General features: G+C 52.3%; 15 protein-coding genes and 1 tRNA gene. 7 read left to right on the top strand and 9 right to left on the bottom strand.

Annotation, left to right across the window (positions count from 1 at the left end; translation table 11 throughout):
- Positions 1–425: 425 nt before the first annotated feature.
- From L215_RS0106780 to L215_RS10100, 9 genes are all read right to left on the bottom strand, one after another.
- Positions 426–1610: a universal stress protein gene (locus tag L215_RS0106780; protein ID WP_027451533.1), complete on the bottom strand. Its 1185-nt coding sequence runs from the start codon at positions 1608–1610 to the stop codon at positions 426–428.
- A gap of 121 nt (positions 1611–1731) precedes the next feature.
- Entirely contained in the window at positions 1732–1992 is a 261-nt protein-coding gene (locus L215_RS0106775; RefSeq protein WP_007365048.1) for a hypothetical protein, read from the bottom strand.
- Between the two features lie 96 nt (positions 1993–2088).
- Complete coding sequence (locus L215_RS0106770) at positions 2089–4035, bottom strand: glycoside hydrolase domain-containing protein (protein WP_027451532.1); 1947 nt, start codon at positions 4033–4035, stop codon at positions 2089–2091.
- On the bottom strand, positions 4032–4322 hold the full coding sequence (locus L215_RS0106765; protein ID WP_025882697.1) for a DciA family protein: 291 nt from the start codon (positions 4320–4322) through the stop codon (positions 4032–4034). The genes L215_RS0106770 and L215_RS0106765 overlap by 4 nt, the downstream gene beginning before the upstream one ends.
- 142 nt (positions 4323–4464) lie before the next feature.
- Positions 4465–4548, bottom strand: a tRNA-Leu gene (locus L215_RS0106760).
- Between the two features lie 44 nt (positions 4549–4592).
- Positions 4593–4946: a hypothetical protein gene (locus L215_RS0106755; protein WP_025882696.1), complete on the bottom strand. Its 354-nt coding sequence runs from the start codon at positions 4944–4946 to the stop codon at positions 4593–4595.
- Entirely contained in the window at positions 4930–6471 is a 1542-nt protein-coding gene (locus L215_RS0106750; protein ID WP_025882695.1) for an AMP-binding protein, read from the bottom strand. Before L215_RS0106750 ends, L215_RS0106755 begins: the two co-directional genes overlap by 17 nt.
- A complete protein-coding gene (locus tag L215_RS09400) occupies positions 6468–7319 on the bottom strand; it encodes an SDR family NAD(P)-dependent oxidoreductase (RefSeq protein ID WP_238296162.1) in 852 nt (283 codons plus the stop codon). Before L215_RS09400 ends, L215_RS0106750 begins: the two co-directional genes overlap by 4 nt.
- Positions 7320–7541: 222 nt before the next feature.
- The gene (locus L215_RS10100) at positions 7542–7739 is read right to left on the bottom strand and encodes a hypothetical protein (protein WP_154657860.1); all 198 of its coding nucleotides are present in this window, start codon (positions 7737–7739) and stop codon (positions 7542–7544) included.
- A 17-nt stretch (positions 7740–7756) separates the two neighbouring features.
- Here L215_RS10100 and L215_RS0106740 point away from each other — a divergent pair, with 17 nt between their 5' ends.
- The 7 genes from L215_RS0106740 to ybeY all read left to right on the top strand — a co-directional run bounded on the left by L215_RS0106740 (position 7757) and on the right by ybeY (position 15512).
- Positions 7757–8800 (top strand): transcription antitermination protein NusB, encoded by a 1044-nt coding sequence (locus L215_RS0106740; protein WP_025882693.1) that lies wholly within the window; start codon positions 7757–7759, stop codon positions 8798–8800.
- A gap of 27 nt (positions 8801–8827) precedes the next feature.
- The gene (locus L215_RS0106735; protein ID WP_238296161.1) at positions 8828–10879 is read left to right on the top strand and encodes an LptF/LptG family permease; all 2052 of its coding nucleotides are present in this window, start codon (positions 8828–8830) and stop codon (positions 10877–10879) included.
- Between the two features lie 30 nt (positions 10880–10909).
- Positions 10910–12130: a bifunctional 3,4-dihydroxy-2-butanone-4-phosphate synthase/GTP cyclohydrolase II gene (locus L215_RS0106730; RefSeq protein WP_025882691.1), complete on the top strand. Its 1221-nt coding sequence runs from the start codon at positions 10910–10912 to the stop codon at positions 12128–12130.
- 30 nt (positions 12131–12160) lie between these two features.
- Positions 12161–12967 carry a hypothetical protein gene (locus L215_RS0106725; RefSeq protein ID WP_025882690.1) on the top strand — a complete coding sequence of 269 codons (807 nt, stop codon included), beginning with the start codon at positions 12161–12163 and terminating at the stop codon, positions 12965–12967.
- Positions 12968–13068: 101 nt separating this feature from the next.
- Complete coding sequence (locus L215_RS0106720) at positions 13069–13869, top strand: DUF6263 family protein (RefSeq protein ID WP_027451531.1); 801 nt, start codon at positions 13069–13071, stop codon at positions 13867–13869.
- 100 nt (positions 13870–13969) lie between these two features.
- Positions 13970–14770, top strand: a complete 801-nt coding sequence (locus L215_RS0106715; RefSeq protein ID WP_025882689.1) for a DUF6263 family protein — start codon at positions 13970–13972, stop codon at positions 14768–14770.
- A gap of 217 nt (positions 14771–14987) precedes the next feature.
- Positions 14988–15512 carry an rRNA maturation RNase YbeY gene (gene ybeY / locus L215_RS0106705; protein WP_025882687.1) on the top strand — a complete coding sequence of 175 codons (525 nt, stop codon included), beginning with the start codon at positions 14988–14990 and terminating at the stop codon, positions 15510–15512.
- The last annotated feature ends 10 nt before the right edge of the window (positions 15513–15522 follow it).

The following is a 15522-nucleotide window of genomic DNA, read 5'->3' as shown; positions in this document are numbered from 1 at the left end:
CTTTGAAAGTGCCTGTTTGGCTACAAAATGGCTACACGATGTTTCACAACATTCGCATCGCTCTATAAACGAGACGTTTATAAAAACACTTTCGCTTCCTCCGAAGTTTCATTTGATTCCTCCGAAGTATTTTTTATTTCCTACGTAGGAAATGGGCAAATTCCTAGGTACTTATTTGGCAAATTCCTAGGTAGGAATTCCATTCTTCGGGGAGAAGGTGTAATCAGCGAGGTCCTGTAGCCACTCTGTAGCGATATTCAAACCACGTATCCCCTAGTTATCGTCATGTGTGGCTTCTAAAGGGCTGATTATGATGCGTCAGCCCTGTCTGCTATCCGAGGACTTCGTACACAAAGAGAGCTCCGCAAGTTAGACTTACGGAGCTCTCATTGTATCTATAGCTGTCCTCCAGCTAGTAGGGTCTTTTACCTAGATGAATTGCTGTGCATCACGAGGATAGGTGTCCCAGCGTGGAAGAGCATGCGCCGAGCCATCGTCGGATTAAAGAGCTTGGCGAGTACACGTCGCTTGTAGGTATTGACCACAATGAGCTCGACTTGATGCTTTGCGACAAACTCCTCTAGAGCGGCATAGAGCTCTCCTTCGTTTAGCTTGGTCCACTCGATGTGCGCCTCGGGGTACTGCTGCTTATTGTACCCTTGAATGGCTTGTAGCTGTACGTCTCCCCACTTACCCTCAGAGCGTGACACGTTGAAGAGTCTATACTCTGGCGCTAGGGGCTTCATCAGTTGCATCATCTGATCGAAGAGTACGAGGTCTCTCTGGTCGAAGCTGGTCGCCACGCCTACATGCTTGACCTGCATGAGGTCGTCGATAGCAACCTTCTCAGGGACTACCAGGACGGGAGCTTGTGCTCGATCAATGATTTCGGCAGCGACACTACCGACGATGTAGTCGCTATCCTCTGTTTTGCCTCGTGTACCCATGATGATGATGGCGGGGAGGTTACGCTTAGCATAGCGTAGGATCTCGTCGGCAGGGATGCCGTCACGGATGGTGGTGCGGTAGGTGACCTGGGGTAGTGAGCCGTCAGCCATCTTGGCATCGATCTCCTTCGAGAGCTCAGTCATCTGACGCTCAGCTTTTCCTGCCTCCTGTTGCGAAGCTTCCTGTATCTGTGGTAGCAGTGCGGTAAAGTCACCATAGGGGAAGTTCATCTGAGGCATTGTGCCCGTATATACGTGCATGAGTAGCACGTGTAGCTCTCGGCGTGCTGCAAAGTGGAAGCCGAGCTTGACGATCTTGTCCGTATAAGAGCTGAAGTCCACAGGGATGAGCACATACCCTTTGTATGCAGCGACGTGAGCCGTGTCGGGTGATTCGTTGGCTAGGTCGGACTTCTCCTGCAGGACATCGTATGCCTCGTCTAGATCCCACTTGAGATCCTCTATGTAGGCTAGTGCGCGAGGCAGGTCACGCTCTGCGATACGTACTCGTACCCCTGTCGAGAATACAGGCTGTACCGTATTGACATTGTGTAGTGTAGCTGGTATGCCTTGACTTTCGAGCAGGCTCTGGAGGATCTGCGCCTTCTCGTAGGTGTGTATAGCTACAGTCACCAGCTTGGACTGGTCTTTGTCTTGTGGCATAGATGTGGTGATAATGGTTAATGTAATCGTGTGGTGTCGCTCGGGTGGCGACAACTTTGTGATAGGGTGTGAGAAGAGCAGTCAGTGACTGGTAGGCCACTGACTGTTGCAAGCTTTTTCTTTAGAGGACAGGCTCCTCGCCTATGATGGTACGAGCCTGATTGAGGATGGTGTTGTCATCAATGACTACGATACCACCATCGGGACCTGCCTCGATGTGTACTCCAGCACCACGACCATCTTCGTAGTTAGCCCCTCCGAAGTAGTTTCTGACGGTGTCTACACGGAGACCTAGTTGCTCTGCAATCTTGTGCATCGAGCCATCAGGTAGGCTATCCTTGATGCGACGCAGTTCGTTGAATGAGATTGTTTCCTTTGCCATAACTGTATGCACTTAATGATTTGTATGTGTTTCCTTAATTCGCCACTAACTTACAACATTTCTATCAGATATGCAAGGGGTCGAAGGTTGAAGTGGTCAATTGTCCGCATCGGAGAGGAACATTGAGATGGTACCACCGCCGGCTATCTGGCTGTGCTTGACCCAGTAAACGGTATGGGGTCGCCCTCCGATGGTGAGATCTGAGATATACTTATTGACTTGAGAGGCCCCCTTCGCTTTGATCGTGAGGTGGCGCCCACCACCCATATCAATGTTGATCTCATTGAAGACAGGTGCGACAATCGAGTAGCCGTCGATGCCTGGTGCTACAGGGTATAAGCCCATCATAGCGAAGACCAGCGATGCGCTCAGAGAGCCGTAGTCGTCAGGACCTGGATAGCCGAAAGAACCGACCCCAAAGAAGTAGTCGATGGTGTGACGGACGAACTTCTGCGCATCGTGTGGACGACCCATCAAGTTGTAGGTAAAGAGGAAAGCGAAGAGATCGGGATTGACATTGAGCGAGTGTAGCGAACTGCTGAAGAGACTATCGATATTGATCTGTCCCTCGGGTAGTAGTATAGGTGCCGAGTCACTCGGATGCTCTAGGATGGAGGCGACTTGCTGCGCCGAGAGCCTGCCAGTCACTGGCACATAGGTATCGCTCAGCTCTGAGTACTCTCGAGCGAGAGCCGTGTATCCGAGACTATTGGCAAGCTGTGAGAGGCTCCAGAGCTTGTAGCCAGAGCGTCGCTCAGGGTCGGCATCGATGGCGGTGCGGAGTACCTCAAAGGCTTGTCTGATATCTTCGTCGAGGAGCCCCTTGGCGAGTGCATCCGTGAGCAGGAAGAGGAGTGGTGACTCCTCCGTGTAGATCACACTACCTAGATCGAGCGTCTTCAGGAGCCGTCCCCCTGAATCACGTATAGCTCGTAGGTAGGAGACGATAACTGCATGCATCATATCTGGCTCATAGAGCATCAGCAGGGGATAGTTGGTCTCGTAGGTGTAGCTCAGGTCATCTTGGCTGTACTGTGTGATCCCTTCATCGCTATGCACCGAGTCATCAATAGGGGAGTAGTACTGTCCATCCTCGGAGATGCTGACGGGCCATAGGTGCGAGCGGTATAGAGCGGTGTAAAACTTACGCATGTCCACCTCCGTGCCACCAGAGACCTCCACTTTGCGCAGGCTCTTCTGCCATTCGTTACGGGCAGCCTTGACCAGTGGAGAGTACTCGAAGCTTTGGATCTGTGTGGTTAAGTTTCGCTTAGCTTGCTCGCAACTGATGAGCGATATACCGTACTTGGCTACGATTCGCTTATTGGGCTTCTGTAGTCGTAGTGTGAGGCACTCATAGCTTGTGTCGCTGGGGGATATGGTACTCGTCATCTGCTCGATATTCGTATTGAGCTGAAAGTATAGGTAGATGCGTGTCGGCGTGGTGCCCCCGTAGGAGACCTCAGCCGTGAGTGCATCATCGGCCACTTGCTCCCAGGTGGTTGAGTCGCGACGGTCTATATATAAGGAGAGCTGGTGCGCATCGCTACCATTGTAGTCGCGTGAGGAGAGATCATAGAGACCACTCATAGAGGTAAGCGAAAAGTCCACATTGACCTGCAGCTCATCGAGGTAAAGGTGATAGCTGTACGGGGTAATCTCCTGAAAGTCGAAGCTGAGCCTCCCCGAAGGGTCTTGATTGGCATGGGCACTCTCGGGGATTAGGTAGAAGAGCGGGCGACCATCTATATCTGGCGTGTAGAGCGGTAGACCCTTGATCCGAGCCGATCGCAAGCTCTCCTTGAACGGGATGATACGCAACAGACTATGAGGGAGCTGTACGATGGGAAATATCTCTTCGCTATGCTCGGCATCCCACGTACCCTGATGCACATCCACATAGTCTACAAGTAGTGGGGTAGAGCCAAAGACCCCCTCTCGGACCTTGCTACAACTACTGCTGAGGAGTAGCGGGAGCAAAAGTAACGTAGTCAGGAGCGTCTGTTTGCCAGTGTGAAAGAAGTAAGCGAGTCTCTGCTTCATCGGATTATGATTTCGTCTATAAGGTCGTACTGTAGGTGCGCATTGATCTGCTCTATGAGCTGATGCTGCGTGAGCTGTATCTCTTGTCGCAGGCTAGCCGAGGTGATGCGCATCCGCAGTGTATGGTCTGAGATTGATAGCTCACGTATCTGTCGTCTGAGCGGGTAGAAGCGTGTGCGCAAGTATTGGAGCGCCTTGAGCTCGAGGAGCCCTTGGTCTACCTCTGGGCTCTCGGAGAGCCAGTCGGATATGATTTCCCCTAGAGGCTTAGGATCTTTGCGCTGCATGTGAGTTGTCTATCGTTTGCTAGGTGCAAATATAAGAAGAAAGCTAGAGATTAGACTTTAGAGGTTAGACTTTAGAGATTAGAAATTAGAGAGCGAAGGCTAAGTGGTTGACTTGACCGCTTAGCCTTCGCTCTTATTTTTGTGCCCAGAGCCGGGATCGAACCGGCACAGGTTTAACCCCATCGGTGTTTGAGACCGACGCGTCTACCAATTCCGCCATCTGGGCGATGCTTCTCTCGCTAGACGGTTGCAAAGGTACGAAAAAAGAATTTAGGACCGCCAGTACCGTAGGAAGGCATAAGGCCTCCTCCGCTGGCCGTACGTCGGGTCGTCCTGGTGGTCGTAAGCCTCCTGCTCGAACGAGATAGAGCGGTAGGCTCGATCGGCATTGCGACAGATAGCGAGACGCACCAGCCACTCCATTATATATAGGAGGTAAAAAGGAAGCACCAGTAGCTCCAGCATCTGACGGGTGTGGATACGCTCATGACGCACGATGGTCTCCAGCCAACGCGTATTCGTCAGGTACTCCTCGGGGAGATCTTTGCGAACGAAGATGACCCCGAAGAGATTGATCGCTGTGAAGCCCCTAAAGGGGATCCACCTACTACGCACGACCTTCATAACGCTCCTCTGCTTGTGCTGTTATCTCCATCATCTCTCTGAGTGTACCCTCTGCCACCTTACCATTCTCCAGTCGTGGCAGCACTGCTAAGCGTATGATCCTTCCAGGCATTTGGTAGCGAGGAAGCTTTGCTGAGAGTAGAAGCCGTAGATCCTCCTCCTCTGAGGTAGAGCTATAACCCTCCTTTAGTACAACGAATGCTGCCAGCCGTGCACCAAACTCTAGATCTGGATAGGCTATCACAGCCACATCCTTCACCGCATCAAGGGCTGCTAAAGCTTCGCGGAGTACCTCTGGGTAAGCATTTTCGCCACCCGACAGAATCATTGAGTCGGCTCGTCCTCGCAGGAAGAGCACTCCGCTCTCGTCCATCCATGCTAGATCGCCAGTCTCCTGCCAGTTACCCTTGCGGTCGTCCATAGCCCAGCCACTACGGACGGCTAGCACACCTACCCCTTGGCTATCAGGTCTGACGATCTTGCATCGCACACCACGTATAGGCTTGCCCAGCGCTAGGGGTGCTTCGTGCAGGATCTCAGGCGTCGCCAGTATAAAGAAGCCAGCCTCGCTCGTACCATATAGATTGTAGAGCACAGCTCCCCAATGCTGCTCTACAGCTCTCACTAGTGGTGCATCGAGCGGAGCCCCACCCGAGAGGATACGTTGTAACGATTGTATTTCGCTTGGCGACTCGTTGATCAGTCGTCGTAGCATCAGTGGTACTGCTATGAGTACTTCGATGGAGTGCTCCGAGAGTAGTCGTGTAGCAGACTGAGGGTCGAAGCGTTTGCTTAGATAAACGCTCCGCCCCATCACCAGAGCTACAATCAGCGAAGCTAAGCCAAAGCCGTGGTACAGTGGTGGGGCGATGTAAACCGATCGACACTCATCTAGTCGGATCTCTCTGAGCAAGGCAAAGAAAGGATGCAGGAAAGCGGTCACACTAGGCTTACGTGCAGCCACCTTGTAGTGACCCGAGGAGCCACCTGTTAGGACGATGATACGTCCTCCGCGACCTTTCGGGATGCGCCCTTTACAGAGACTTTCATCGCTCTCGCTCAAGTCTTCCAGTAGCTTGACAGCTAGCTCGCTAGGCATTCGGTCGGCATACTCCTCCTGCACGAGAGCCGTCTCTATCTGTCGCTCTTGACACAGTTGCTTTACCTGTTCTTTGCTTAGATCAGTACTCATATAATATATGTGTACCCCGAGACGAGAGAGAGCTAGAGAGGCGATCACCATCTCTGACGAGTTGCGTCCTAGCAGTGCGCAGCGCATGCCTCGTCGCCAACCTCGCTCGTAGAGGACTCCAGCCCAAGCTCTAGCTTTGACATGAAGCTTCTGGTAAGTGTAGCTTTGCCTCTCATCAGCGACAGCTAGCATAGAGGGATAGTAGTGTGCGGCAAAGCGAGTCACTGCCATCAGGTTGACGCCCTCACGCCATAGCGCATGGAGCAAGCGCGCGATCCCGCTCGGTGAGAGCAGGTGCAGGCGATATAGTTTGTGCAGTAAGCTTCGACTCATAGATGACGCATAGCAATAGACTGAACAACTGGACGCAAGAGAGGCATAAACGGACGAGCTAACCGTACCCACCACGGGATAAAGCTAGCTTGTCGACTACAGAGTAGGCTAGCTATACGCTCGGCCGCCTCTTCGGGCGTGAGTGCTGGCGCAGAGCGGTACATCTCAGTCGGTGCGATCATCCGCGTGCGTACTAGGGGCAGGTAAAGCAGTGATACCACGACCCCTCTCTGTCGTAGCTCTGGACGAATAGCTCGTAGATAGCTGTCTAAAGCGCTCTTGGAGGCTTGATAAGCAGACCACCCTGGAGCTGGAGGCATCAAGGTGCTAGCCGCATTAGAAGCGATGATCTGACCGCTACCATGGGGTAAGAGCGTGGCCAGACCCATGATGAGTTGTGCGGAGCTGGTGTAGTTCGTTGTGATCGTTCTAGTCACATCGTGATACCTATCTAGTGAGTCGTAGAAGGCACGGTGTATCGACTTCCCCGCATTGAGTATTAGCGCATCTAGCTGTGAATAGTTCCCTCGTACCCATGCGATCAGATCTGCGACCTCTTCTTCAACTCTCAGATCCACGCTCCGCCACCGCACAGAGGCTGCCGTCGTCGTCAGGTCATCTGCTAGAGCCTTCAGTCGCTCAGCCGTACGTGCCACAAGAATCAAGTGTGCACCAGTCTCAGCGAGACGATGCGCTAGAGCCTCCCCGATACCGTACGAAGCCCCCGTGATGAGGATCGTCTTACCCTGCACCGCCTCGGCGAGCGCATCGGTAGAGAGATGTCTCGGTGGAAACAGAAAGTTATGTACTAGTGTGGCGGTCGTTATGGGCATTGGGCGAAGTTTCATTCGTTCGTGTGAGAAGAGTCTACAGCCTCGTGACGCTTTCACTGCACGAAGGTAGCGCTTTTCGCTCAACCCATTGACCTTTTGCCCCCTACCCACAGGATCGATAAGAGTTTCCTCCGTATGAAACTGGAGTTTCCTCCGTATGAAACTGGAGTTTCTTCCGTATGAAACTGGAGTTTCCTCCGTATGAAACTGGAGTTTCACCCGTATGAAAATCCTTTGCTAGCCCGAGTTCCATCCGATTACTAGGGAAAGCGCTGGTCGCAAGGAGCATGGATGACCGTCTCCGATACCTTTTTTGTACCTTTGTGGCGGATCTAGGGTGGTCAGCAGGGCGGAGGCCTTGACTTTGTCCATCGTAGGCCGCACACAGAGTAGGGTAGTGCCCTCCTCGTAACCATTTGCTCCTAGTATATTCATCTATTCCATAGAGTGATATGATCAATCGGTCTATCGTACGCATCCGCGTCTTCCAGCAACTTTACCAGTCTATCTCTAGCGGTCGTCTAGATGTGGCTCTAGCGGACCAGTCGCTCACGACCTCCCTACGTCACACCTACTACCTCTACTACTATTTACTAGATCTGATACGTGCGCTTGCAGCCTATCAGAGGGAGCTCTTGGAGATACGTGAGCGGCGCTTCCTCAAGTCATCGGACGAGGTGACTCCTCGTAGGCTCTCGGATATGACCCTCGTCAAGGAGATAGCTCGCTGCACGGAGATACAGAATCCGCTAGACGAGATGCAGAGGCGCTGGGAGCAGGACGAGCAGTTGCTCCGTACGCTCTACAATATGGTTGAGACAGACCCCTCCTACAGCGCTCTACCTGAGGATGTCTCCACGCTCTCTATGCAGGAGCAATGTGACTATTGGGGTAATCTACTCAAGCAACTCTTTCGCACAGCGGAGCTCAATGAGCATCTCGCAGCAAACTCCTTCTACTGGGCCGATGCGACCGCTATCTGCGAGCGCCTAGAGGTCGAGGAGATGCCTACTGTGGATCAGGTGGAGGCAACGGTAGAGCGTCTCAAGGGATCGGACGATTATCGTGTTATCCCCTTCACCAATCAGCCTGTGGTGACGATACAAGACTTTGCGCTGAAGACCTTGCGCCGTGGTGCTAAGGATGGTTTAGAGCTCCCAGGCGACCTGCTACCGATGTTTCACAGTGATCGGGATCGTCTCTATGCGCATCAGCTACTCTCGGAGACGCTCCTACATCGTGAGGAGTATGACGCCATGCTGACGCCACGACTAGATAACTGGGAGCAGGATCGTGTGGCGCTGGTCGATATGATCCTGATGGAGATGGCTGTCGCGGAGGCGCTTAGTTGCCCTGATATAGCGCTTGTCGTGACGATCAATGAGTACATCGAACTGGCTAAGGTGTATGACAACGCTAAGAGTGCCTCCTTTATCAATGCTGTGCTAGACAGACTCTTTACAGACCTGAAGGGCGAGGGCAAGCTCCTAAAGTAAAGCTTACAGCTACCTAATCCTACGATCATGCAAGTAAGAGGTATGCGTCTGCGACCGAAGATCATGTACATCTTTATGGTGAGGTCTTTCTTGCCTCTCCTACTGATGACCATCTTGATCTGTTGGTTTGTCGTCTTGATGCAGTTCCTCTGGCAGCATATTGACGACTTGGTCGGCAAGGGTATGGATGTGGGGGTGCTACTGGAGGTGATCTTCTACGCAGGGCTCTATGTCTTGCCTACGGCCGTCCCGCTGGGAGTCTTGCTGGCATCGCTGATGACCTTCGGCAATCTAGGCGAGCGACTGGAGCTCCTCGCGATGAAGTCGGCGGGAGTGCCTCTGAGCAAGATCATGAAGCCACTGGTGATCCTCGTGACCTGCATCGCTCTGGGGCTCTTCGTCTATCTAGATAGGGGCGTGCAGAAGGCTAGTGTGCGAGTTTATCAGATACTCTTCTCGGCACGCTATGCGCGTCCAGAGCTAGAGCTACCGAAGGGGATCTTCTTCAACGGTATCGATGGCTACAGTATCTACGTAGGGGACAAAGATGTGGCAACGAGCACGCTATACAATGTGATGATCTATGACCTCTCGGAGCAGCGTGCACCGCGTATCATCCTGGCCGATACGGGACGCCTGCTGATGGACGACAGCAAGCTCTACCTTATTATGTCGCTCCGAAGTGGTGAGAGCTTCGAGCAGCTCAGTAGTCAGACGACGCTGATCCCCGGCAGCCAAGCTTCGGATGAGCGTCCCGCCTCCTACATTAAGGAGCACTTTACGGAAAAGGTGATCTTCATCCCCTTTGATGCCAACTTTGAGATGATGGGCGATGACTACCTCAAGTCTCAGTTCGTCGGCAAGAACCTTCGAGAGCTCATTAACTACAGCGATAGTACCCGCATGGCGACCGATAGTGTGGGGCGTCAGGTGGGGAGCGACGTACTCTTTGATATACATAGCAAGCTTCAGCCACCTGGACAAGCAGATCTAGGCACGATGATGCCAGGCGCTAATCTGCAAGCTGCTGCTTGGCTAAAGCAGGATCAACTCTCGCATCTTCCCTTTGCGATTGTCTCCGCACGTCGACTAGACCACGACGAGCTGCTGGTGTCAGGGTATAGCGACGCTGCGCCAACGCACTACACGCTGGATACGCTAATGGATAGAGCCTCCGACCAGAATAAGTTGATGGGCTACAAGCAAGCCCTAGAGTGGCTCGACAACCTCTCCTCGTCGGTGCAGATAGCCGACACTTACTATGACGATGCCGCCTCGGACTACCGTGTCAATGCGCAGGAGATGCACCGCAAGTTTACCTTCCCGGTGGCTTGTCTGCTCTTCTTCTTTGTGGGCGCTCCGCTAGGAGCCATCGTACGCAAGGGAGGCGTGGGTACGCCGATGGTCTTAGCGGTGCTGATCTTCATTATCTACTACGTCATCGATACCTTCGGGCTCAAGATGATCAATAGCGGACAGATCCCTGTCTGGGCGGGTATGTGGCTATCGAGTGCCGTGATCCTACCGCTGGGAGCTTTCCTCACCTACAAGGCTTCGCGAGACTCAGCTACGCTCAATGCCGATGCCTACGTGGTCTTCTTCCGTCGCTTCTTCCACCCGAACTACGCTAGACAGCTGGAGTACAAGGAGATTATCATGCAGCCCGCCACCTCTGAGGAGGTGCTACGTGAGATAGGGCAGCTACAAAGTCAGATGGACGCACTGCTCGGTATGACTTATGCCCAGAGTAAGGGGCTAAGACTGGACTGCCTGCCCGACTTTGCCACAGCGTATCAGCAGCTTTACGAGCAGCTAGAGGAGACAGTCGAGACGCTCCACAACTATCCCGACAAGTATGTCTTCGCACAGCTCATCAACATCCCTCTCCTAGGGAAAACATTGGCAAGTAGCCTCTGGCAGCGCAAGCTATATGTCTGGATTTGTATACCTTTGCTACCAGTCTCCCTGCCTGTGATGCTATACTTAGCCATCGCTCTACGGCGCAACGAGAGGCAACTGAGGCAGATGCCTCCTATACTGAACCATATTGTCAAGCAGATCGAGTTACAGACAGAGTGATCTGCTCCTTATATATAGTATTCCTAGAATATGAACCAAGACTTCAAACTAAACTCCATCGAGGAGGCTATCGAAGATTTCAAAGTGGGCAAGTTTGTCATCGTTGTCGATGACGAGGATCGTGAGAACGAAGGCGACTTCATCACGGCTGCCGAACTGATAACGCCCGAGAAGGTCAACTTTATGATGCGCTACGGGCGGGGTGTCCTCTGCACACCTATCACCGAGGACCGTGCAGCCCAGCTCGAACTCAATATGCAGGTGCATGAGAATACATCGCTACACGAGACCCCCTTTACCGTGACGGTCGACCTCATCGGTCACGGCTGTACGACGGGTGTCTCGATGTATGATCGTGCCATGACCATCAAGGCGCTAGCAGATCCCAATACCAAGCCCACAGACCTAGCTCGTCCAGGTCACGTCAACCCGCTGCGTGCGCGCAATCGTGGTGTGCTACGTCGTGCTGGCCACACAGAGGCGGCTATTGACCTAGCGCGTCTCGCTGGTCTCCAGCCTGTAGGCGCACTCATTGAGATCATCAACGAGGATGGTACGATGGCTCGTCTTCCTCAGCTCGTGGAGATTGCTAAGCAGTGGAATATGAAGATCATCTCCATCGAGGATCTCATCGCTTACCGCCTCAAGACGGACTGCATTGTTGAGGAGGGCGTGAGAGCCAAGCTCCCGACAGAGTGGGGCATGTTTGACATCATACCATTTCGCCAGAAGAGCAACGGATTAGAGCACATTGCCCTCATCAAGGGTGACATTTCAACCACTAAGCCCACCCTCGTACGTATGCACAGTAGTTGCGCTACGGGAGATATCTTCGGTAGTCTGCGCTGCGAGTGCGGAGAGCAACTGCACAAAGCTATGGAGACTATCGAGCAGGAGGGTGCTGGTGTCATCGTTTACCTCAACCAAGAGGGTCGTGGCATCGGTCTGATGGACAAGATCAAGGCATACAAGCTCCAAGACGAGGGGCTCGACACGGTCGATGCTAATCTACACCTCGGGCACAAGGTTGACGAGCGTGACTATGGTGTCGGTGCTCAGATACTTCGTGCTATTGGCGTGACCGAGATGCGCCTGATGACCAATAATCCGGTCAAGCGCGTCGGTCTCGAGGCTTACGGGCTGAAGGTCGTGGAGACCGTTCCCCTAGAGATCAAGCCTAATCAGTACAATGCCCACTATCTGCATACCAAGAAGGTGCGTATGGGGCATGATCTGCACAACGTCAAGTAAACAACGTAACAATCAAGCCACAACAGAACTATGAAGAAACTCATCCTATCCACCCTGCTACTCCTCGGTGTGATGACCTCGGTCTTCGCTCAGGAGAAGTATGATCTACGTCTGAACCTAGAGAAGGGACAGACTTTCACCTATCAGGTGACGGCCAACAATCCTATGACCATCTCTATGATGGGTCAGCAGATGGAGATGAAACAAACCCAAACTATCACCTATACCTATAAAGTGCTTGATGTCAAGGATGGAAACTACCTGATGGAGATCAACATCAATCGTGTCCAAGCAACTTCAAGTACTACGGGAGAGGCGATGAATATGAATGTGGATACAGACTCAGACGATAAGGACGAGATGACCAATCAGCTACGTAAGATGGTCAATCAGAAGGTTACTCAGTGGGTGGACGCTAAGCTTAAGCCCCTAGGTGAGCCTGAGGGCGAGGCTGTAGATGACCTAGTCAAGAAGGGCGTCATCACTATGGCGATGGTTCCAGCATTCTTCCCTGCAGAGCCGATAGCACAGGGTGAGTCCTTCACGGTCAATAGTCCGCTCTTCTCTGGTGAAGATGCTAGTACAAAGTATGAGGGTGTCGTCACGCTGGTAGCTGTATCTGACACAGACTATACATTCCGTGCTAATGGTAAGACGACCGCTTCTTTTGAGGGCTTGGTCATAGAGGGCAATGGCATAGACAATATCGTACTCGATCGCAAGACGGGTATGATCAAGAATACCTTCGGTACGATGGCTCTCAAGGGTAGTGGCAACGTGCAGGGTGTCCAGGCAGAGGCCGCCTCAAATACGATCACCTCAATCCGCCTACTCTAACGCTGCCGTATAATGCCCACTAGCCGTATACTAAGAAGGGTTTGTCTAGGGCATACTGTACACGACGTTAAGCAATCATAGACAGTCCACACTCATACGCGATGAAGAAGTTTATTCTATCCACCCTGCTCCTTCTTGGTGTGATGACCTCCGTCTTCGCACAGGAGAAGTACGATCTGCGTCTGAACCTGGAGAAGGGGCAGACCTTCACCTATCAGATGACGCTCAACTATCCTATGACCATCTCTGTGATGGGTCAGCAGATGGAGATCAAGCAAGCCCAGACCATCAACTATACCAATAAGGTACTAGACGTCAAGGATGGTAACTACCTGATGGAGATCAATATTGATCGCATACAAGTCTCTACCAGCTCTATGGGACAAGAGATGAATCTGGATACAGACTCAGACGCTAAGGACGATGCAACCAGCCAGCTACGTAAGATGGTCAATCAGAAGGTCACTCAGTGGATGGACGCTAAGCTTAAGCCTCTAGGTGAGCCTGAGGGAGAACTTGTGGATGACCTAGTCAAGAAGGGCGTCATCTCTATGTCGATGTTTCCTTCATTTTACCCCGCAGAGCCGATAGCACCGGGTGAGTCCTTTACGGTCAATAGTCCTCTCTTCACAGGGGAGAATGCTGATACGCAGTATGAGGGTGTCGTCACACTGGTAGCTGTATCTGATACAGACTATACGCTTCGTGCCAATGGCAAGACGACGACAACTGTAGAGGGCTTGGTCTTAGAGGGCAATGGCATAAACAACATCGTCCTCGACCGCAAGACGGGTATGGTAAAGAACACCTTCGGTACGATGGCTCTGAAGGGTAGTGGCAACGTACAGGGTGTCCAGGCAGAGGTCTCCTCAAACGCGATCACCTCGATCCGCCTACTCTAACGCTTCCGTATAATGCCCACTAGCCGTATACTAAGATGGTTTGTATAGGGCATACTGCATACAGCGTTAAGCAATCACAGACAGTCCACACTCATACGCGATGAAGAAGTTTATTCTACACACGCTACTACTCCTAGGTGTGATGACCTCGGTCTTCGCACAGGAGAAGTATGATATACGTCTGAACCTCAAGAAGGGACAGACCTTCACCTATCAGGTGACGCTCAACAATCCTATGACCTTCTCTATGATGGGTCAGCAGGTGGAGCTCAAGCAAGCCCAGACCATCAACTATACCTATAAGGTACTGGACATCAAGGATGGTAACTACCTAATGGAGATCAACATCGATCGCATGCAAGCCTCCTCCAGCTCTATGGGGCAAGAGATGAATATAGATACAGACTCAGACGCTAAGGACGAGATGACCACTCAGCTACGTAAGATCGTCAATCAGAAGGTTACTCTGTGGGTGGACGCTAAGTTTCAGCCCCTAGATAAGCCTGAGGAAGAGATGGCAGATGACTTCGTCAGGAAGGGTGTTGCCTCTCTGGCGAAGGCTCCAGCATTCTTCCCTGCAGAGCCGATAGCACTGGGAGAGTCCTTCACGGTCAATGAGCCTCTCTTCTCTGGCGAAGATGCTAGTACAGATTACGAGGGTGTCGTCACGCTGGTAGCTGTATCTGATACAGACTATACGCTCCGTACCAACGGTAAGACGACCGCCCCTGTAGATGGCTTGGTCATTGAGGGTAATGCCATAGACAACATCGTCCTCGACCGCAAGACGGGTATGATCAAGAATACCTTCGGTACAGTCGCTCTCAAGGGTAGTGGCAACGTGCGGGGTGTCCAGACTGAGATCTCTGCCAATACGACCACCTCGGCTCGCCTACTCTAACGCTACGCCACAAGCTACGGGCGTCGACGCCCCTCGTGGCATACCTATATAATAAGGAAGGCATCAGCTCCTCGTCTGGGGCAGGTGCCTTCTCGCGTTACGCTGTGTAAGTCTAAAGAAAACATTACCTTTGCAATACCATATGAGGCTGTTACAGTCAATAGCCTCACAAGATTGCAAGCCAAGCCTGCACGCAGATAGATTTAAGAGACGAGATATGCAATTTAACTACTATTCGGACAACGATGTGCTGATGCCTCCCATTAGGCGACAGATTGCTAACCGTTGGATGCGTCGTGTATGCGACGAGATGAATCGGACGGTCGGGGAGATCAACTTCCAGTACACTGACGATGAGGGTATTCTGAAGGCAAATAGAGCATTTCTCCAGCATGATTACTATACAGATGTCATAACCTTCCCCAGAGAGAGTGAGCAGGAGGGAGATGATGCAATCTATGGAGATATACTCATCAGCATCGACACCGTTGCGACGAATGCGCAGGAGCTGGGCGTGCCGTTCAAGCAGGAGCTGTACCGTGTGATGATACATGGCATCCTGCACCTCTTGGGCATTGATGACCAGACCAAGTCGGAGCGGGAGCTGATGCGCATGGCCGAGGATAGAGCGCTCATGCAGCTCGTTGAGATGCTGGAGGGGCGAGACTACTTCCTTGAGCAGGGCGGATCGAAGTTCTTCAAGCATGTCGACAAGGTCTGCGCTGAGGACAAGGCTCGCTAACTAATCTCAC

The organism is Porphyromonas uenonis DSM 23387 = JCM 13868, assembly GCF_000482365.1.
Taxonomy (GTDB): domain Bacteria; phylum Bacteroidota; class Bacteroidia; order Bacteroidales; family Porphyromonadaceae; genus Porphyromonas; species Porphyromonas uenonis.
Note: the sequence above shows the minus strand (reverse complement) of the source record. Positions and strands in the feature narration are given on the sequence as shown.

Excerpts from the sequence above, each read along its gene's own strand:
- L215_RS0106775 (WP_007365048.1), bottom strand. The coding sequence starts at position 1,992 with ATGGCAAAGGAAACAATCTCATTCAACGAACTGCGTCGCATCAAGGAT.
- L215_RS0106770 (WP_027451532.1), bottom strand. The coding sequence starts at position 4,035 with ATGAAGCAGAGACTCGCTTACTTCTTTCACACTGGCAAACAGACGCTC.
- L215_RS09400 (WP_238296162.1), bottom strand. The coding sequence starts at position 7,319 with ATGAAACTTCGCCCAATGCCCATAACGACCGCCACACTAGTACATAAC.
- L215_RS0106765 (WP_025882697.1), bottom strand. The coding sequence starts at position 4,322 with ATGCAGCGCAAAGATCCTAAGCCTCTAGGGGAAATCATATCCGACTGG.
- L215_RS10100 (WP_154657860.1), bottom strand. The coding sequence starts at position 7,739 with ATGAATATACTAGGAGCAAATGGTTACGAGGAGGGCACTACCCTACTC.
- L215_RS0106725 (WP_025882690.1), top strand. The coding sequence starts at position 12,161 with ATGAAGAAACTCATCCTATCCACCCTGCTACTCCTCGGTGTGATGACC.
- L215_RS0106735 (WP_238296161.1), top strand. The coding sequence starts at position 8,828 with ATGCAAGTAAGAGGTATGCGTCTGCGACCGAAGATCATGTACATCTTT.
- L215_RS0106750 (WP_025882695.1), bottom strand. The coding sequence starts at position 6,471 with ATGAGTCGAAGCTTACTGCACAAACTATATCGCCTGCACCTGCTCTCA.
- L215_RS0106740 (WP_025882693.1), top strand. The coding sequence starts at position 7,757 with ATGATCAATCGGTCTATCGTACGCATCCGCGTCTTCCAGCAACTTTAC.
- L215_RS0106715 (WP_025882689.1), top strand. The coding sequence starts at position 13,970 with ATGAAGAAGTTTATTCTACACACGCTACTACTCCTAGGTGTGATGACC.
- L215_RS0106730 (WP_025882691.1), top strand. The coding sequence starts at position 10,910 with ATGAACCAAGACTTCAAACTAAACTCCATCGAGGAGGCTATCGAAGAT.
- L215_RS0106755 (WP_025882696.1), bottom strand. The coding sequence starts at position 4,946 with ATGAAGGTCGTGCGTAGTAGGTGGATCCCCTTTAGGGGCTTCACAGCG.
- ybeY (WP_025882687.1), top strand. The coding sequence starts at position 14,988 with ATGCAATTTAACTACTATTCGGACAACGATGTGCTGATGCCTCCCATT.
- L215_RS0106720 (WP_027451531.1), top strand. The coding sequence starts at position 13,069 with ATGAAGAAGTTTATTCTATCCACCCTGCTCCTTCTTGGTGTGATGACC.
- L215_RS0106780 (WP_027451533.1), bottom strand. The coding sequence starts at position 1,610 with ATGCCACAAGACAAAGACCAGTCCAAGCTGGTGACTGTAGCTATACAC.